Origin of the sequence: Pseudomonas sp. MPB26 (genome assembly GCF_046605355.1) — a bacterium.
GTDB lineage: Bacteria > Pseudomonadota > Gammaproteobacteria > Pseudomonadales > Pseudomonadaceae > Aquipseudomonas > Aquipseudomonas cedrina.
Window position 1 is genome coordinate 5,974,002 of record NZ_CP176793.1, and the last position, 18,339, is coordinate 5,992,340.

Here is an 18,339-nt window from a genome sequence, read left to right on the forward strand (position 1 = left end):
AGCTCCCACAGGGGTTATTTGTTGTGCTGACGATCAGGTACAGTCTGCTTACCCCTGCCAGCCGTGAGCATCTATGCCCTTCCTCGCCCGCACCCACCCTCGCCTCTCATCCGCCGCCATGCTCGGCATCGCCGTGGGCATCCTGGCGCCGGCCGATACGCTGGTCAGCAAAATCCTCATCGGCTGGAACGCCGGGGTCTGGACCTACCTCGTGCTGATGCTGTGGCTGACCCGCCGCGCCAAGGCCGACGACGTGAAGCGCATCGCCGAAATCGAGGATGAAAACGCCGGGCTGGTGCTGTTCACGGTTTGCATCGCCGCCATCGCCAGCCTGGCGACCATTACCTTCGAACTGGTCGGCAGCAAGGACCTGGCCACCTCCGAGCGCCTGCTGCACTACGGTTTCACCGGGCTGACGGTGATCGGTTCATGGCTGCTGATCGGGGTGATTTTCAGCGTGCATTACGCGCGCCTGTATTACACCTGGGACGGCAAGGAACCGGCCCTTCGCTTTGCCGAAGGGTTGTTGACCCCCAACTACTGGGACTTTCTGTACTTTTCTTTCACCATCGGCGTGGCGGTGCAGACGTCCGATGTGGGCGTCGCCACCCGGGGCATGCGCAAGGTGGTACTGGGGCAGTCGCTGATCGGCTTTCTGTTCAATACGGCGATCCTCGGGTTCTCGATCAACATCGCCGCCGGGCTGTTCGGCTGAGGCTGCACAAACCTTCTAGACGCCCTTCGATGGCTGGGCGCCAATAGCCTCACGAATTTCGCCTCGGTGCTTTATGGCTGCGCACAACTGGATCGACCTGTCCCAGGACGCCGACACCGGCATCGAGACCCTGCGCGCGCATTTCGAGGGCCACGCCTATGACCCGCACTGGCACGACAGCTACCTGATCGGCGTCACCGAGCAAGGCGTGCAGCAATTCAACTGCCGCCGCACCCGCCATAACAGCGTGCCCGGCCAGGTGTTCCTGGTGGAGCCCGGCGAGTTGCACGACGGCGATGCACCCACCGCAGACGGCTTCACCTATCACATGCTCTACCTCGACCCGCACTGGTTGGCGCGCGAAGTGAGCGCAGTGTTCGAAGAAGCACCGCAGGGTAGCCAGTTGAGTTTTGCCAGCACCTTGACCCGCGATCCGCGCCTGGCCCTGGCCACCAGCCAGGCTTTCCAGACCTTGCACAGCGGGGAACTGCGCATCGTGCGGCAACGCGCCGTGGACCAATTGCTGGAGCGCCTCACCGGCCACCTCTACTGGCGCACCCGCTACCACGAAGACCCGCGATTGCCGCGAGTGGCGCACAAGGCCCGGGAATACCTGCATGCCCACCTGCACGCCGATGTCGGCATGGACGAACTGGCCCTGGCCTGCGGGGTCGACCGCTTCCGCCTGAGTCGCGCCTTCAAGAGCGCGTTCGGCCTGCCGCCCCACGCCTACCTGGTGCAACTGCGCCTGGCCCGCGCCCGGTACTTGCTAGCCAAAGGTGAACAACCTGCGGATGTGGCGATTGCCCTGGGCTTTGCCGACCAGAGCCACCTGGGCCGCTGGTTCGTACGCGCCTACGGCCTCACGCCCGCCGCCTACCGCAAGCGCTGCTCAAATCTTCCAGACAGGTGACACCCAGGCTTGTGAAGATCGACGCCATCGTTTGGATCTTCGGAGTCACCTGTCATGTTGCCGTTCATCGTGTTTGCCTTTGTCGCCTCCATCACCCCCGGGCCCACCAATATTCTGGTGCTGAGCAACAGCGCACGGTATGGCTTCAAAGCCGCGCTGCCGATCATCCTCGGGGCATGCTTGGGTGCAGCAGGGATTGTGCTTGCGGTGGGTTCGGGTGTCGGCCAGTCACTGGCGCAGTTGCCCAAGGTTGAGGTCGCGATGCAATGGGCCGGCGTGGCTTGGTTGAGTTACCTGGCGTGGCAGATTTTCCGCGCGCCGGCCCAAGTCCTGCCTGCGCAATCGACACAAAAACGGCTGGGCTTGATCGGCGGCGCCGGCCTGCAACTGGTGAACCCCAAAACCTGGATGATGGCGCTCGCAGTGGTCAGCGTGTTTGCGGATAACGGAGCAGACCGCCAGAGCGAGGTGCTGAGCCTGTCCCTGGTGTTTTTCCTGATCTCTCTGCCGTGTCTCGGCGCCTGGGCTGTGCTGGGCGCAGGGTCGAGCCGGTTTCTGCGTTCACCCAGCGCCATGCAACGTTTCAACCGGTGCATGGCGCTGCTCCTGCTGGGCTCGACCTGGTTGGGCGTACTGATCTGAACGCAAAAAAAGGGGGACGCCGAAGCGTCCCCCCTGTTCAAGTGAGCAAGTGCCTTAGAAGTCGTAACGTACGCCGAAGTTGACACCCCACGGCTGATCGATCTTCTTGCCCTGGCTGGTTTCAAAGTCGGCGTGCAACTTGACGTTCTCCGATACCGACATCGCGACACCGGCCGCCAGCTCGATGCGCGAGCCCGACAGGTCATTGTTGAAGCTCTGGTCGTTGACGAACACCTTGTTGCTCTGGTCGAACTCATGGGCCACTGCAGTACGCAAGTAAGGTTGCAATACACCGCCGCTTTCCAACTGGATGTTCTTGCCAACGGTCACGCCGAGCTTGCCTACCACGGAGCTGGAACGATCACCCTTGGCCTGCAGGCCATTGGACAACTCGTAGCTTTGCGCCTGGGTAATGGTTGCCGACAACTGCCCATACGGTTCGACGAAGAAATCATTGTCCAGCTTGATATGGCGACCGAACTCCGCCGATGCGCCCACGGCATTTTGCGCGTAGTTACCCTTGGCTTTCTTGCCGTCGCTCATAGTGACGTCGTTTTCAGTATGCAAGCGGTTGAGCTTGACCACGCCGTCGAAGTACAGACCGCTTTCGGCGTCCAGCCAAGTGGCATAACCGCCCAGGTAGTAACTCTTGACCTCACCGCTGCTGCCACGCGTCAGGCTCAGGTCCGAGGTGCTGTGACCGGCCATCACGCCTGCCAGCCACTGGCCGTCGCCACCGGACAAGGGTGCATCGGCACCGATAGTGAAGCCCTTCTGGGTTTGCGCGTAACCTGCGCCGTTCTTGTTGGCGGCCACGTCGAACTTGTTGCCGTAGCTGCGCATCCACAAGCCGTTGCTCGCACCTTCACTGAAGCGCAGTTCACCCATGCGCGTGCGCAGGATGCTCATCTCGCCGTACAGCACAGTCGGCGCGCTGTTGAACAACGCCAGTATCGAGTGGGCGCCGGTACTGGTGCCACGGCGCGTCGGGTCGAGCAGCCAGTCGGTGCCGTCCTTCTGCAAACCATAGGCATAGGCACCGATGTCAACGGTGTCGCCTACCAGGGAAAAGTGCGCATCGCCGCCTTCGGTATGCACGACCTTGATCGGTGCGCCGCTGGCCAGTTCCGAGCCGGTGGCAGCCAGCAACAGGCTGTGGTTGCCTTCGGCGCGACCTTCCACATTGAGGAAGTCGGTCTCGTGGGTCGAGAAGTCGGTGTGCATGACGAACGTACCGTTGCCTTCCAGGCTCTTCACGTCCAACTGGTAGAACTCATCCGCACCACCGAAATGCACGGCGCCGCCGCCCATTTTCAAGGCCGTGACATTGCTGTCGCCCACCAGGACCCAACGGGAAGCATCGTTGACGCTCAACTCGGCCACGTTTTTCAACTGACCGGTCAGCGAGGCGCCGTTGTTGAGTTGCAGTTTGGCGGTGCTGCCCTCCTCGACGACGACATCGCCGATCAAATCACTGTGGTCGACGTTCATGTTGGCGGTCGAGCCGCCGGTGACTTCCAGGATATTGCCGTTGCCGCCGGTCAGGGTCGAGCCATTGCGTACCTGGATATCGGCCACGGTGCTGCCATACGCATCGCCCTCAACCAACAGCGCCGCGCCGTTGCGTCCTTCAACACTGGTATGGTCCAGAACCAGCGTGCTGGTGTTGAGGTCTGCACTTTCATAGCTCAGCCGTACGCCGCTTTCACCGCCGCTGATATGGCTGTCGGTGGCATTCGCAGTGGCGCCCCACAGCAGGATGCCTTCGCTGGTATCGCCCGTACCGATGACCTCGGAACCGGTAAAGTTCAACTCGCTGAACGCGGTGGCGAACGCGCCACGGGTAGCGCCATTGATCACACTGTTGAAGACGTTAACGGTGGAGCCCTCGTCCGTGAGGAAGTTACGCGCGGCGGAAAGACCGATTCCGCTGGCATGGGTGATGCTACTGCCATGGATAGTCGCTTGACTGCCCTGCAGGTTGATGGCGGATGCGGCCGAACTCCTTGCCACGACGGTGGTACCGGTCAGGGAAATTTGGGAGCCATTGGATGCATGAATATCCTGAGCCGTGGTCCCGGCGTTCAGTGTCATCTTGCCCGCGGTCACCCGGGATTGTTTCAATGTGGCGCCATTGGAGGTCAGATGGGCATTCTCTCCAATCACCCAATCATCGACGCGATGGTCCTGTTCAATGGTGCGTTCCATGCCAGGGTGCAGCTCGGAGCGAGCTTCCACCACGGCGGCAGCCAGCATAAAAAAACTGACGGCAGGTACCTGCAGTGCAAGCGCCAATGGATGTTTTTTGAAACGTGCGTTGATACTCATTGTGTACATACCCGTAAATAAACTTCCCAGAGGAACGAATTGACCGGCACCCAACGAGATGGGACCAAGCCTCGACGGGCCGCAGATTAGGGATGGGAGGCGTACGGGTATGTAGGATTTATCTGGACGTGAGAGTGAACGGGAAAATCGGTCAAAAAAAAGAGGAGCCTCTGGCTCCTCGTCTCAAACGACCTCAAGGGCTGCTATCAAGGCCATGGCACGCCATCGCAATAGACCGGGCCTGCCGCGACGACACGTACCAAGAAGAGGGCTTCGGCCGAGGGCACGGGTAAAGTGCCGATATTCGGCACCGTATAGGAGATAATCACCGAACCTCTTGCGTTGTCGGCCGCATTGATCGGAGAAACGTAGGTGTGGAAAGGTCCCACGGGCACCGTAAACCCGAGTAACGCCTCTGTGGACGAAATGGGTCCATAGGGAAATGTTCCCGAGGCCGCCGGGAGAGGGCCAGTACCATCATCATTGCTGCGGGCGTTCCAGTTCACCGTGATGGTCATGCCCTGCGCCAACAAGGTATTGGGTGGGACCGAGACACGTACAACCCTTTGCGGTGCCGGCACCGCACCACAGCGAATCTCTCCCGGCAGCGGCGATGTTCCAGGCACCTCGGGCAATGCGCCCACGACGCTGGGTTTCAGGAAGGAAATGACATTGGCAGTGACGTTGATGTCCTGGGTCGGTGATCTGCTGCGGTTTGCTGTACCGGCAATTTCGATTTCATAGTGCAACGGAATAAGGTTGTTGGCGTGGCGTTTAATATAGAGCCAGGGGACCTTCATGGCGATTATGTCCCCGGGCAGGGCAGTCGCGGCCACCACAGGCTTGCTGTCCACCAGCTCGCCCATGTAGAACAGGTGGATTGTGAAATCTCTGGACGAAGGCGGCGGCGCGCCACTCCACAATGTCACCGCTACGTCAGCATTCAACCCATCATCGTCTTCATCAAGTTCATTGACCTTGCCCGAGCCGGCCCCGGTGAGCACAGGGCGCGGCAGATTGCTGTTGACCGGGTCGGGTTCCTCAGGATAGTCCGGCCCGCCCTTGCTTAAATCATAGTCGGTGTTCGTGGCGGTGGGCACCACATGAGGCACACCGTGACGGATCACCGAGTAAATCACACCCAGATTTATACGGCCGATGCTGGTCGCGTACAGCGCCTTGAGAACCGCATACGGAATATAAAAATTATAAGGGAACGGCGATCCACCCAGAGGATACGGCCCAATATCGCGTGTGCCATGAGTGGTGCTCAGGCGCACCAAAAATTGATCCGTTGAGCGATCCGCGACGTAGCCGGGAATAATCACAAACGCACCGTTCGATCTACCCGCCTCTTCATAATCAAGCAGCCGGTCCCCCGCGCCGGCCGGGGTCACGGCATCCTTGACGCCTGCGGCGGCCAGCGTTGGAGGAGGCTCAAGCGCTACAGAGAAAGGTAATTCGAATGACAGATCACTGACGCTTCCGGCGACGTCCACAAGGCGGTACGCGAGCTGTATCGGACCATCAGCCTCCTCGGCCAAGGCGCGGGAATACCGCACGACCTCATCAGGGAACACCGGGCCTTCCGCGATAGGCACGTTGGATCCGGCCTTGAACAAGCGCCAGCGGTCGCCTGGGTCAGCCCCTTCTGCTACGTAATCAGGTATTCCAAACGGAACGCCCCCCTCAGCATCGAAGCTAGCCAGGAAAGTTTCCGTGAGGCGACCCGGCCAACCCGGCGGCAGCGTCAACGCTGGCGGCACGTAAGGGACGCTGTCGAAAGGGGCATCACGGTCAATGTCCAAATCCGCCACTGTGGAGCCGGATTCATTACCTCCGGGGCCTCCCGACGTGATCTTGTAAGAGACCCCGTGGTGCCCCGCCGTCAGGAGCCTTCGCGGGATTCGGACAGGGTGCGTCGCCGGAATGGCACCGACCGGAAAAAAAACGGGCTCACTGAAAAAATGTCCGCCTTCGAAGTTACCAGGGTCGTCGAGATAAAGGTCCAGGACATCCGCCCTTAACGGATTCGTCGGGGCTGGGTCCCAAGTAGTGGTGGGAATACCAACATCCAGAAACGCTTGGTCCGCTTTATCACGGTATATAAGCCCCCCGTAGGTGGCGGGATCGACCAGGCCATCTATCAATGGCGGATCCAACGAGATGGGTATTGGATCGGCACTTGGAGCATTCTTGAGCAACCTTCTATTTCTACGCTTCATTTATTTCACCCATGATTTAATTTCGACATTCGTTAACTTCATGAGCGCACCGCGCCTGAGAAGTAAACGTTCTCTTTTGTTTCGATTGAACACAAGCTCTGTCGCCACTGCACAACAACCTGTCGCCAAACCCACACTTAAACGACTCAACTACCATCACAAAATCCGGTATCTCCCGGCATACAAACTGTTCCGGTTCCCGCGGAAACCCGATCAATTAGGACCACCTTCCGGGTGGATGCGCCTATCGCACCCCCACCGCAGAGCAGGCGATAACGCCCCTCCGCAGACATGTATCTACGCATCGGTTCAATTTTCGACCAAGGCAAAACAGTCACAAATATACCGGCCGCCACATCGTTCGCAGTACTTAGCGCAATAGTCGTCACAAAGTCCGTTCCGGAAATTGGAACACCGCTGCCATTGTTCGTGGAATAGCCATACCAACTGAATTCAATATCGTCATTCAACTGGAAGGCAGGATCAGGCGGCACGTGCCATATCACGCCGTCGCAAATTGCGGGGCGGGAGTCACACGTCAGGTATTGGGCGCCACCGTGCAAACTGTGTTGAATGATCGGTGGCTTCAGGATAACCAAGGGATCTATATGAACATTCAACAGCGTTGTGGGTGAATCTTGTTCATTGACACCATTGGTGGTCACGTAAAAAACCGGAAGTTGTGGGTGATTGCCGCCTGTTCTAATCGCAGTGCCTGATACATCAGGCAAGAATCTGAAAGGCTGGTTGAATACATCGCCCGGCTGGACGTCATAGTGCGCTACGGGCCCCACATTCGGCCAATGAAGTGTCAAACGCTCGCCGGCGACGGGAGCGACATACAGTGTGCCCCACACCTGCGCGCCCAACACCTCGTCCCGATTATCAAGTTCATTATGCGATCCCGAGCCCAGGCCAAAGACATCTACCCGTGCCAGAGTCGCGTTAAGCCTGGCGGGTGCGTTGGCATGGTCTTGCCCGGCGATGGTCCAATCCACCCAAAAAAAATCCGATGGAGATGAGACTGGAGTGATGCCAGAGCGATGTATCTCGTAACGCACTTCATCCTGTTCGCGAATCAGCGTGCCCGGAGGGCGCAAAATGCTCCACGGTATATCGACCCAATGGGGAAAGGCGGTGATCGGTTGCGGCGGCAGCACCGGTCGGCCGTCCAAAATCAATACCACGCTGTCTCCAGGCGCATAATTATCGTATGGAGTCGGGATACCGGCAGCGACCGTCGCCCGCGCATCTTCGCGGACAAGCAAAAAATCGTCATAGGCGGGAGGGCGAACCCGGGGGCGCGGCAGGTTGCGGGGAAGGGGCATCAGGTTGACCTGAAACGTCAGTGGGGCGCTATATCCGCTGAAGTTTCCAGCGCGATCATAATGGCGAAACTGCAAATGGTTTGTACCGTTTATCAGCGTGCGGAAAACATCTGCAGGAATACGCAACACCATCGGCGCACCCGTGAATACAAACTCCTGCCGGCCTTTCTGGATCGCCGGAACAGGCGGCACGTTGTGGTCCAGGTAGTACCCTATCTGGTGCCGTCCTTCCCTGACGACAGGGTCGGGAACAAGAACTTCTATGAACGGGTTATCAGCCAATACCTGCTCAGTGATGCCCGTCAATGCAATATTCGGATCAACAAATCGAGCAGGTTCATCAGGGTCGGCGAACCTCGGCGGGTTGTTATCCACCCTTAGCGACACAGGATTTGATGGGGTGACAAAGCCAGTCTCATCTCTGATGAGAAAGTAAAGCTCAACGATCGCGTCGACTTCCCGCATGTAATCCGCGGGCACATACAACGCGAAGGGAAAGTCAGCAGGATCCAGCGGGCCGGTAAAGGGATGGGAATCGGCCGGCACGTCGACCCCCTGTATACGCCACCAGAGTTCGAGGGTTTCGACCCTGCCAAATGATGGGCCCGGTATCCATCGAGAAATCAGGCATCGCAGAGGTGAAAGTGAGACCGCCAGGGGAATCAACCCCTCAGTGTCAGTGGGATCCACCCCGACGATCTCGTGAAAATCGCCATGCATCAGAACTCCATCAGGTGCACCCAGGAAAACCGTCTGATGAGAGGCAATCGGCTCTGAATCGGGCATTTTTCGAACTCCTTCCTTCCAAGACGGGTGCGCTCATTAAACACCCGCCTACAGGCTGCCGAAACTGTCAGAACTAACAGGTAACCCCTACCACTTGTCGTTTTAAAGAAGCGAATCCCCCCTGTTTAACTCAGCGCGAGCTTGACGATTGTTCTTACATGGTGTCTTCTGAAACCGGTTTCAGTTGACGTATGACTGTGGCTGCTCACTCCAATAAGAAAGGCTCTACCGTGACTTCATTTTCCGCCGCCCAGCGCAGCCGCGTGACCATGCTTGACGTAGCCGAACGCGCTGGCGTGTCGAAGGCCAGCGTCTCGCGCTTCATCGGCGACGACCGCGCCCTGCTCTCCGATGCCATTGCCCTGCGCATCGAGCAAGCCATCGAACAACTCGGCTATCGCCCGAACCAGATGGCCCGTGGTCTCAAACGCGGGCGCACTCGCCTGATCGGCATGCTGGTGGCCGACATCCGCAATCCTTATTCCATTGCCGTGATGCACGGCGTCGAAACCGCCTGCCGCCAACACGGCTACAGCCTGGTGGTGTGCAACACCGACCGCGATGACGAGCAAGAGCGCCAGCATCTGGCGGCGCTGCGCTCGTACAACATCGAAGGGCTGATCGTGAACACCCTCGGCCATCACCTCGACCAACTGCTGGAACTGCAACGGGAAATGCCCCTGGTGCTGGTGGACCGCAAGGTCGAACCGCTGCACAGCGACCTGGTTGGCCTGGACAACCCGGCGGCGGTGCGCATGGCGGTGGAGCACCTGGAGCAACAGGGTTATCGCGATGTGCTGCTGGTGAGCGAAGCCACCGATGGCACCAGTTCGCGGTTGGAGCGCCTGGAGAGTTTCAAGGCCGAAATCGCCAGGCGTCCGGCGTTGACCGGTGCGGTGCTTGAGCTGGATGCAGCGTTGGAAAACCATCTGCAGAGCTTTCTTGCAAAACCTGGCACCAAGGCGCTGTTCTGCGCCAACGGCGTTGCGGCGTTGGCCTGCACCCGTGCGCTGAAGAACCTGGGCTGCAACCTGTTCGGTGATGTCGGCTTGATCGCCCTGGATGACCTGGAGTGGTACCCGCTGGTGGGCAGCGGCATCACCGCCCTCGCCCAGCCGACCGAGGCGATAGGCGCCACGGCGTTCGACTGCCTGCTCAAGCGCTTGCGCGGTGATACCGAGCCGACGCGTACCCTGGATTTCCTGCCGCAACTCATTATCCGAGGCTCAACGCAGTCCCTTGTGGGAGCTGGCTTGCCTGCGATGGCGGTGCATCAGGTCAATCAAGGTACCTGACACACCGCTATCGCAGGCAAGCCAGCTCCCACAGTTTGTTCTTCGTTCTGCGTATAAAAATGAAACCGGTTTCAGAGGTAAATAACAATGCATAAACACCACGTCTCCATCAGTCTTTCCAGCTACGGCGCCGACCTGGTTCGCCAGCAGGGCCAGTTGAGTTTCGTCCAATTGCTCGCCAGCGCCGGTGCCCAACGCATCGAGTGGCGTGAGGAATTGCTGACCGTCGAGCAGCCCACCGAACTGGCCCAGGCAGCCGCCGAAAATGGCCTGGAATCGGTGTTCTCATCGCCCCTGAAGCTGTGGGTCGCCGGCCGCGCCCAACCGAATGCCGAACTCGCCGCCACCCTGGACCGAGCCCAGGCGTTCGGCTCACGCTGGCTGAAAGTCTCCCTCGGCTACTTCACCGACACCAACGACCTGGGAAGCCTGCACGCCCTGCTCAATCCTCACCCGGTCAAGCTGCTGGTGGAGAACGACCAGACCTTGCACGGCGGCCGCATCGAGCCGATGCAACGCTTCTTCAGCGAAGTCGAACGCCTGGGCCTGCCGGTCAAGATGACCTTTGATATCGGCAACTGGCAGTGGCAAGACCAATCCGCCCTCACCGCCGCGCGCCTGCTGGGCCGGCATGTGGATTATCTGCACTGCAAGGCGGTGGCCCGTCGCGCCGACGGCAAGCTGGTCGCGCAGCCACCCGGTGCCAGCGACCTGTATCTGTGGGAACAACTGCTCAAGCTGATGACTCCAGGTATTACACGGGCGGTGGAATTTCCGCTGCAAGGCGATGACTTGATCGACGTCACCGCCCGGCAAGTCACCGCCCTCGCCCTGCTGGGCCAACCCCGTGCGGAGAATGCGCATGTCTGAGATCGATATCCTGTCGTTTGGTGAAACCATGGCAATGTTCGTCGCCGAGCAGACCGGCGACCTGGCCCAGGTCGCGCAGTTTCACAAACGTATCGCGGGCGCCGACAGCAACGTCGCCATCGGCCTGTCGCGCCTTGGCTTCAACGTGGCCTGGCTGAGCCGGGTCGGCAACGATTCCCTCGGACGTTTCGTGATCGACACCTTGACGAAAGAAGGCCTGGATTGCCGGCACGTGGCGGTCGATCCTTTGCATCCGACCGGTTTTCAACTCAAGTCCCGCGAAGACGCCGGCGCTGATCCCCAGGTGGAATACTTTCGCAAAGGTTCGGCGGCCAGCCATTTGTCGGTCGACTCTATCAGCCCCGCCCTGCTGCAAGCCCGGCACCTGCATGCCACCGGTATTCCACCCGCCTTGTCCGAAGCCACCCGCGAGCTGTCGGTGGAGCTGATGACGCAGATGCGCAAGGCCGGGCGCAGCGTGTCGTTCGACCCCAACCTGCGTCCGTCGCTGTGGGCCAACCAGCAGACGATGATCCGCGAGATCAACGCCCTCGCCGCCAGGGCCGATTGGGTCCTGCCGGGCTTGAGCGAAGGCCGTCTGCTCACCGGCTTCGATGACCCGGCCGACATTGCCGCGTTCTACCTCGACCAGGGCGCCGAAGCCGTGGCGATCAAGCTCGGCCCCGACGGCGCCTATTACCGCACCCAGATGGACCAGGGCTTTGTCGCCGCCGTGCGCGTGGACACCGTGGTCGACACCGTCGGCGCCGGCGACGGTTTCGCCGTGGGCATGATCAGCGCGCTGCTGGAAAACCTCAGCTTTCCCGAAGCGGTACAGCGCGGCAACTGGATCGGCAGCCGCGCCGTGCAGAGCCGTGGCGATATGGAAGGCTTGCCCAGCCGTTCAGAGCTGCCCACCCGATCCGTCGCTTGACCCACACCCTGTTGCCACAACTACAACAAGCTCAGGAGTAACCCCATGGAAACCGTGAAACTCGCCACCCGTCGTTGGTGGTACATCATGCCCATCGTTTTTATCACCTACAGCCTGGCGTACCTGGACCGCGCCAACTATGGCTTCGCCGCTGCCTCCGGAATGGCCGAAGACCTGATGATCACGCACGGCATGTCGTCGTTGCTGGGGGCGCTGTTTTTCCTCGGTTATTTTTTCTTCCAGGTGCCGGGGGCGATCTATGCGCAAAAGCGCAGCGTCAAGAAACTGATATTCGTCAGCCTGATCCTCTGGGGCGGCCTGGCCACCCTGACCGGGGTGGTGTCCAACGCCTACATGCTGATCGTGATCCGCTTCATGCTCGGCGTGGTCGAAGCGGCGGTGATGCCGGCCATGCTGGTGTACTTGTGTCATTGGTTCACCCGGGCCGAACGCTCGCGCGCCAACACCTTCCTGATCCTCGGCAACCCGGTGACCATGCTGTGGATGTCGGTGGTGTCGGGCTACCTGGTGCAGCATTTCAGCTGGCGCTGGATGTTTATCATCGAAGGTCTGCCTGCGGTGTTTTGGGCCTTCATCTGGTGGAAGCTGGCCGATGAGCGTCCAAAGGATGCCAAATGGCTCAGCGATGCCGAGAAACAGGGCCTGGAAAGCGCCCTGGCTGCCGAGCAAGTCGGTATCAAGGCGGTGAAGAACTACGCCGAAGCCTTTCGCTCGCCCAAGGTGATCATCCTGGCGCTGCAGTTCTTCTGCTGGAGCATCGGCGTGTACGGCTTTGTGCTGTGGCTGCCGTCGATCCTCAAGGCCGGTTTGCAGATGGACATGGTCGAGGCCGGCTGGCTGTCGGCGCTGCCTTATCTGGCAGCAGTGATCGGCATGCTGGCGGTGAGCTGGGGGTCGGACAAGCTGCAAAAGCGTAAACGCTTTGTGTGGCCGCCGCTGCTGATCGCCTCGATTGCGTTCTACGCGTCCTACGTACTCGGTGCGGAGCATTTCTGGTGGTCCTACACCTTGCTGGTGATCGCCGGCGCCTGCATGTATGCGCCTTACGGGCCGTTTTTCGCCATCGTGCCGGAGATCCTGCCGGCCAACGTCGCCGGCGGCGCCATGGCGTTGATCAACAGCATGGGCGCCCTCGGCTCGTTCGGCGGTTCGTACCTGGTGGGTTACCTCAATAGCAGCACCGGTTCGCCCGGTGCGTCGTACCTGCTGATGAGCGGTGCGTTGCTGCTGTCGGTGGTGCTGACGATTTTCCTCAAGCCCGGCGCCAGTGACCGCGTGCGGGTGCCAACCCTGGAGTTGAAGGTAAAAACCTCATGAAAAAATCTGTCGTGCTGTACAAGAAACTCTCCGCGCCGCTGATGGCCCGCCTGCATGAACAGGCCGAGGTCACGCTGATTGAAGCCCTGGACGCGCCAGGCCTGGCCAAGCTGCGCGACGCCCTGCCCGGCGCCCATGGCCTGCTCGGTGCCAGCCTGCGCCTGGATGCCACGCTGCTGGACCTGGCACCGAAACTGGAGGCGGTAGCCAGCGTGTCGGTGGGCGTCGACAACTACGACATCGACTACCTGACCGGGCGCGGCATCCTGCTCAGCAATACCCCGGACGTACTCACCGAAACCACCGCCGACACCGGCTTTGCGCTGATCCTGGCGACGGCTCGGCGTGTGGTCGAGCTCGCCGACATGGTGCGCGCCGGCCAGTGGCACAAAAACATCGGCCCGGCGCACTTTGGCAGCGATGTCCACGGCAAGACCCTCGGTATCATTGGCATGGGCCGCATCGGCGAAGCCCTGGCCCAGCGCGGGCATTTTGGGTTTGGCATGCCGGTGATCTACCACAGCCATTCACCCAAGCCACACGTGGAAGAACGCTTCGGCGCGCAGTACCGCAGCTTGAATGACCTGCTGCAACAGGCCGATTTTGTCTGCCTGACGCTGCCGCTCACCGCCGAGACCGAAAAGCTGATCGGCGCCGAACAGTTTGCGCTGATGGGCCCGGAGACGATCTTTATCAATATTTCGCGGGGCAAGGTAGTGGATGAGGCGGCGCTGGTCGAGGCGTTGCAGCAACGCACTATCCGCGCGGCGGGGCTGGATGTGTTCGAAAAGGAGCCGCTCGATCATGGCTCCCCCCTGCTGCGCCTGAATAACGTGGTGGCCACACCGCATATCGGCTCGGCGACCCATGAAACGCGCGAAGCGATGGCCGCGTGCGCGGTGGACAATCTGTTGGCGGCGTTGGCGGGAGAGAAGCCCAAGAACCTGGTCAATCCAGCAGCCTGGCAGCAATAGCCCCCTGACACACCACAAAACCAACCGTGTAGTGAGCGGGCTTGCCCCGCGCTGGGTGGCGAAGCCGCCCCAATGAAGACGCCGCTCACGTTCAGGATGAAACGGGGTCGCCTGGTTTGGGGCGGCTTCGCCACCCAGCGCGGGCGGTGCGACGATTCGACAAGCCCGCTCACTACAAATTGCTATCGCAGGCAAGCCAGCTCCCACAGTTGGACGGCGTCGCTCGTCAGATAACGAACCGCGCCACCATCCCATTCAAATCCACCGCCAGGCGCGACAACTCATGGCTGGCCGCGCTGGTCTGGTTGGCGCCCGCCGCCGACTGCGTGGCCAGGTCGCGGATGTTCACCAGGTTACGGTCCACTTCACGGGACACCTGGGCCTGCTCTTCCGACGCGCTGGCGATCACCAGGTTGCGCTCGTTGATCAAGCTGATGGACTGGGTGATCTGCTCCAGCGCCACGCCGGCGGCGCGGGCCATTTCCAGGGTGTTCTGGGTACGCTGGTTGTTCTGCTGCATCGATTGCACGGCTTCACCGGTGCCATTCTGGATACCGGCGACCATTTTTTCGATTTCCTGGGTCGACTGGGCCGTGCGATGGGCCAATGCGCGCACTTCGTCCGCAACCACTGCAAAGCCACGCCCGGCTTCACCGGCGCGGGCCGCTTCGATGGCGGCGTTGAGCGCCAGCAGGTTGGTCTGCTCGGCGATCGCGCGGATCACGTCGAGCACCTTGCCGATGTCACGCCCCTGAGTGGCCAGGCCTTCGATCATCACGGCGGTGTTCTGCACGTCCTGGGTCATGGTCTGGATCGCGCCGACGGTATCCATCACCCGGTCGCGGCCTTCGCGCGCGGCCTGGTTGGACTGCCCGGACGCCTCGGACGTGGACACCGCATTGCGCGCCACTTCTTCCACGGCCGCCGTCATCTCATTGACCGCGGTAGCCGCCTGGTCGATTTCGTTGTTCTGTTGCTGCAAGCCCTTGGAGGCCTCTTCGGTGACCGCGCTCAGTTCTTCGGCGGCGGACGCCAGCTGCGTGGCCGAGCCGGCGATGTGCTGGATGGTCTGGCGCAGGTTGGTCTGCATGGCCGACAAAGCACTGATCAGGCGCGCCGGTTCATCCCTGCCGTCGTCTTCGATGGTGGCGGTCAGGTTGCCGCCGGCGATGCTTTCCGCCGCTTGCACGGCTTTGCGCAACGGCGCGACGATGCTGCGGGTCAGCAGCCAAGCCAGCAACACGGTCAGCAGCGCAGCGGCGACCGACACTACGATAACGCCGGTAATGGCGGCCTCGTAACTGTGTTCGGCCTGGGCATCGGCGGCCTTGGCGCCAGCGGCGTTGAGGGCGATCAGTTTGTTCAACTGCTCGCCCATCTGGTCGGTGCCTTCCTTGATACGGCTGTTGATCAGGGCACGCATTTCATCGACCTTGTCCTGCTTGGACAGGGCAATCATGTCGGCCTGGGCCTTGACATAGTTGTCCAGGGTCGTCGCAAACGTCTTGTACAGCACCGCCTCTTCGGCACCTGCCGGCAACGCGGCGTAGTGGCTCTGCGCAGCCCTGGCCTTGTCGACCAGCACGCCGATGCGGGTTTCGGCTTCCTGCAGGGCAGCCGGCTCACGGTTGACCAGCACGCGAAAGGACAGGATGCGCATGCGCAGCACGTTTTCCGTCATGTGCCCCAAGTACGTCACGCTGGGCAGCTGATTGGTGCTCATGTCCGACGAAGCCTGGCGCATCAGGGTCATGCGGTTGACCGCAAACACCCCCAGGATGACCACCAGTACGGCGATGAAGGCAAACCCGAGGAATGCGCGAGGGGCAATGTTCAGATGACGGAGGGACATAAGGGAGGCTCTCAGAAGTAATGTTTGCTAGCGTCCTGCCGCGAAACGATCCGTCAGCGCCAACGCGCTGCCCAGACCGTGGCCCCCCCTGTTGGCATGGATAGGTAGGCCTATACGAGGTATCGGCTGATGTCGGGATTTGGCGCAGGGCGCTTTATAAAAAATTTATTACACTTCTGACGACTGGCCGTTTCTGGCATCCTGCGCCTCCCTTTTCTGACCCGAGCCCTCATTTTGTCTGACGCTCAAGCCCCCCGCCCGCGCTATAAATCCGACCTGATCTACGGCCTGGAAGACCGCCCGCACTTCACCGCGGCGATCTTTGCCGCGTTGCAGCATGTGCTGGCCAGCTTTGTCGGCATCATCACCCCCACCTTGATCGTCGGCGGCGTGCTCGGCCTGGAAAGCGAAGTACCTTACCTGGTGAGCATGGCGCTGTTTGTGTCGGGGCTCGGCACCTTTGTGCAGGCGCGCACGTTCGGCCCGATCGGCTCGGGTTTGTTGTGCCTGCAGGGCACCAGTTTTTCGTTTATCAGCGTGATTCTCAGCGCGGGCTTTATGGTCAAGGCCCGCGGCGGCGGCACCGATGAGATCCTTTCGACGATTTTTGGCATCTGCTTTTTCGCAGCCTTCATCGAAGTGGTGCTCAGCCAGTTCATCGGCAAGCTGCGCAAGCTGATCACCCCGGTGGTCACCGGTACCATCATCACCTTGATGGGGTTGTCGTTGATCAAGGTCGCGGTGACCGACATGGCCGGCGGCTTCGGCGCCAGCGATCTCGGCGCGGCGAGCAATATGGGCCTGGCGGCGCTGGTGCTGCTGACCATTGTGGTGCTCAACCGCTTCAACAACCCGTTCCTGCGCTTGGGCTCGATCGTGATCGGCCTGACCCTGGGCTTCGTCGTGGCCTGGCTGATGGGCCGCGTGGACCTGGCGGCATTGCCTCAGGTGCCGTTGATCAGCGTACCGGTGCCGTTCAAGTACGGGTTCTCGTTCGACTGGGTAGCGTTTATTCCCGTGGCGGTGATCTTCCTGATTTCGCCTCTGGAAGCGGCCGGTGACCTGACGGCCAACTCGATGATTTCCCAGCAGCCGGTCAAGGGTCCGCTGTACATCAAGCGCATCAAGTCAGGCCTGCTGGCCGATGGCCTTAACTCGGCGATGGCGGCCACCTTCAACAGCTTGCCGATGGTGACCTTCGCCCAGAACAACGGCGTGATCCAACTGACCGGTGTGGCCAGCCGCTACGTGGCGTACTTTATTGCTGGCCTGCTGGTGCTACTGGGGTTGTTCCCGATGGTCGGCGCGGTGCTGCAACTGATGCCCAAGCCGGTCCTGGGCGGCGCGACCCTGATCATGTTCGGCACCGTGGCCGTGGCGGGCATCAAGATTCTCGCCGAAGCCGGCCTGCATCGGCGCAATGTGCTGATCGTGGCGATCTCGCTGGGCATGGGCCTGGGCGTTGCGGCCGTGCCGGAAGTGCTGCGCGAGCTACCCAAGGCGCTGCACAACATCTTCGAGTCGCCGATCACCGTGGGCGCTTTCTGTGCCATCGTGCTGAACATTTTCCTGCCTGAAGAGTTCATAGAGCTGGAAGAAGATGAATTCGATCCGGAGTCCTCGACCCTCAAAGTGATGCAGGACCCGGACGTCACGAAGAAATAGGAGCACCGTTACATGCGCAAGCTCATGGTTGTATCGCTGTTGCTGCTGACCTTGAGCGCCTGCGCGCTGTTCCCCAACCGTGACCCGGTGAACATCACTGTGGTGGGCATCGAGCCGCTGCAAAGCCAGGAGCTGGAAGTGCGCTTCGCCGTGAAACTACGGGTGCAGAACCCCAATGAAACGGCCATCGACTACAACGGCGTGGCCCTGGACCTGGAGGTCAATGGCCGGCCGTTGGCGTCGGGGGTGAGTGATCAGAGCGGCTCCATCCCACGCTTTTCCGAGACGGTGCTAATGGTGCCGGTGAGTGTGTCGGCGTTTTCCTTTCTGCGCCAGACCCTGGGCCTGAGCCAGACCCAGAGCCTGAACAACCTGCCCTATGTGCTGCGCGGCAAATTGGCTGGCGGCGTGTTCGGCACGATGCGCTTTGTGGACCGTGGCACACTGGACCTTCCGAATACCGCGACTTGGTAA

At 60.7% G+C, this 18,339-nt stretch carries 14 protein-coding genes; 10 read left to right on the forward strand and 4 right to left on the reverse strand.

What is annotated here, in order from left to right:
- The first annotated feature begins 73 nt into the window (after positions 1 to 73).
- The 3 genes from ACLH0H_RS27185 to ACLH0H_RS27195 all read left to right on the forward strand — a co-directional run bounded on the left by ACLH0H_RS27185 (position 74) and on the right by ACLH0H_RS27195 (position 2,270).
- Positions 74 to 715 carry a DUF1345 domain-containing protein gene (locus ACLH0H_RS27185; protein ID WP_411380428.1) on the forward strand — a complete coding sequence of 214 codons (642 nt, stop codon included), beginning with the start codon at positions 74 to 76 and terminating at the stop codon, positions 713 to 715.
- 73 nt (positions 716 to 788) lie between these two features.
- Positions 789 to 1,628: an AraC family transcriptional regulator gene (locus tag ACLH0H_RS27190; RefSeq protein WP_169375768.1), complete on the forward strand. Its 840-nt coding sequence runs from the start codon at positions 789 to 791 to the stop codon at positions 1,626 to 1,628.
- Between the two features lie 54 nt (positions 1,629 to 1,682).
- Positions 1,683 to 2,270: a LysE family translocator gene (locus ACLH0H_RS27195; protein ID WP_411380429.1), complete on the forward strand. Its 588-nt coding sequence runs from the start codon at positions 1,683 to 1,685 to the stop codon at positions 2,268 to 2,270.
- Between the two features lie 54 nt (positions 2,271 to 2,324).
- Here ACLH0H_RS27195 and ACLH0H_RS27200 read toward each other — a convergent pair whose 3' ends face one another.
- The 3 genes from ACLH0H_RS27200 to ACLH0H_RS27210 all read right to left on the reverse strand — a co-directional run bounded on the left by ACLH0H_RS27200 (position 2,325) and on the right by ACLH0H_RS27210 (position 8,937).
- Entirely contained in the window at positions 2,325 to 4,598 is a 2,274-nt protein-coding gene (locus ACLH0H_RS27200; protein ID WP_411380430.1) for an autotransporter outer membrane beta-barrel domain-containing protein, read from the reverse strand.
- A gap of 206 nt (positions 4,599 to 4,804) precedes the next feature.
- Positions 4,805 to 6,823, reverse strand: a complete 2,019-nt coding sequence (locus tag ACLH0H_RS27205; RefSeq protein WP_411380431.1) for a hypothetical protein — start codon at positions 6,821 to 6,823, stop codon at positions 4,805 to 4,807.
- A 146-nt stretch (positions 6,824 to 6,969) separates the two neighbouring features.
- Positions 6,970 to 8,937 (reverse strand): hypothetical protein, encoded by a 1,968-nt coding sequence (locus tag ACLH0H_RS27210; protein ID WP_411380432.1) that lies wholly within the window; start codon positions 8,935 to 8,937, stop codon positions 6,970 to 6,972.
- Between the two features lie 230 nt (positions 8,938 to 9,167).
- On the opposite strand from ACLH0H_RS27210, the gene ACLH0H_RS27215 reads away from it, so the two are divergent.
- From ACLH0H_RS27215 to ACLH0H_RS27235, 5 genes are all read left to right on the forward strand, one after another.
- The gene (locus ACLH0H_RS27215; protein WP_411380433.1) at positions 9,168 to 10,232 is read left to right on the forward strand and encodes a LacI family DNA-binding transcriptional regulator; all 1,065 of its coding nucleotides are present in this window, start codon (positions 9,168 to 9,170) and stop codon (positions 10,230 to 10,232) included.
- A gap of 87 nt (positions 10,233 to 10,319) precedes the next feature.
- Complete coding sequence (locus ACLH0H_RS27220; protein WP_411380434.1) at positions 10,320 to 11,102, forward strand: sugar phosphate isomerase/epimerase family protein; 783 nt, start codon at positions 10,320 to 10,322, stop codon at positions 11,100 to 11,102.
- The gene (locus ACLH0H_RS27225) at positions 11,095 to 12,036 is read left to right on the forward strand and encodes a sugar kinase (RefSeq protein ID WP_411380435.1); all 942 of its coding nucleotides are present in this window, start codon (positions 11,095 to 11,097) and stop codon (positions 12,034 to 12,036) included. The genes ACLH0H_RS27220 and ACLH0H_RS27225 overlap by 8 nt, the downstream gene beginning before the upstream one ends.
- Positions 12,037 to 12,081: 45 nt before the next feature.
- Positions 12,082 to 13,374, forward strand: coding sequence for an MFS transporter (locus tag ACLH0H_RS27230; RefSeq protein WP_411380436.1), 1,293 nt, complete (start codon positions 12,082 to 12,084; stop codon positions 13,372 to 13,374).
- Positions 13,371 to 14,348 carry a 2-hydroxyacid dehydrogenase gene (locus ACLH0H_RS27235; protein WP_411380437.1) on the forward strand — a complete coding sequence of 326 codons (978 nt, stop codon included), beginning with the start codon at positions 13,371 to 13,373 and terminating at the stop codon, positions 14,346 to 14,348. The genes ACLH0H_RS27230 and ACLH0H_RS27235 overlap by 4 nt, the downstream gene beginning before the upstream one ends.
- Before the next feature lie 226 nt (positions 14,349 to 14,574).
- On the opposite strand, the gene ACLH0H_RS27240 is transcribed toward ACLH0H_RS27235, so the two are convergent.
- Positions 14,575 to 16,200, reverse strand: coding sequence for a methyl-accepting chemotaxis protein (locus ACLH0H_RS27240; RefSeq protein ID WP_411380438.1), 1,626 nt, complete (start codon positions 16,198 to 16,200; stop codon positions 14,575 to 14,577).
- Positions 16,201 to 16,434: 234 nt separating this feature from the next.
- Here ACLH0H_RS27240 and ACLH0H_RS27245 point away from each other — a divergent pair, with 234 nt between their 5' ends.
- Together ACLH0H_RS27245 and ACLH0H_RS27250 are read left to right on the forward strand one after the other, a co-directional pair.
- Complete coding sequence (locus ACLH0H_RS27245; RefSeq protein WP_411380439.1) at positions 16,435 to 17,865, forward strand: nucleobase:cation symporter-2 family protein; 1,431 nt, start codon at positions 16,435 to 16,437, stop codon at positions 17,863 to 17,865.
- Positions 17,866 to 17,877: 12 nt separating this feature from the next.
- Positions 17,878 to 18,339: an LEA type 2 family protein gene (locus ACLH0H_RS27250; protein WP_411380440.1), complete on the forward strand. Its 462-nt coding sequence runs from the start codon at positions 17,878 to 17,880 to the stop codon at positions 18,337 to 18,339.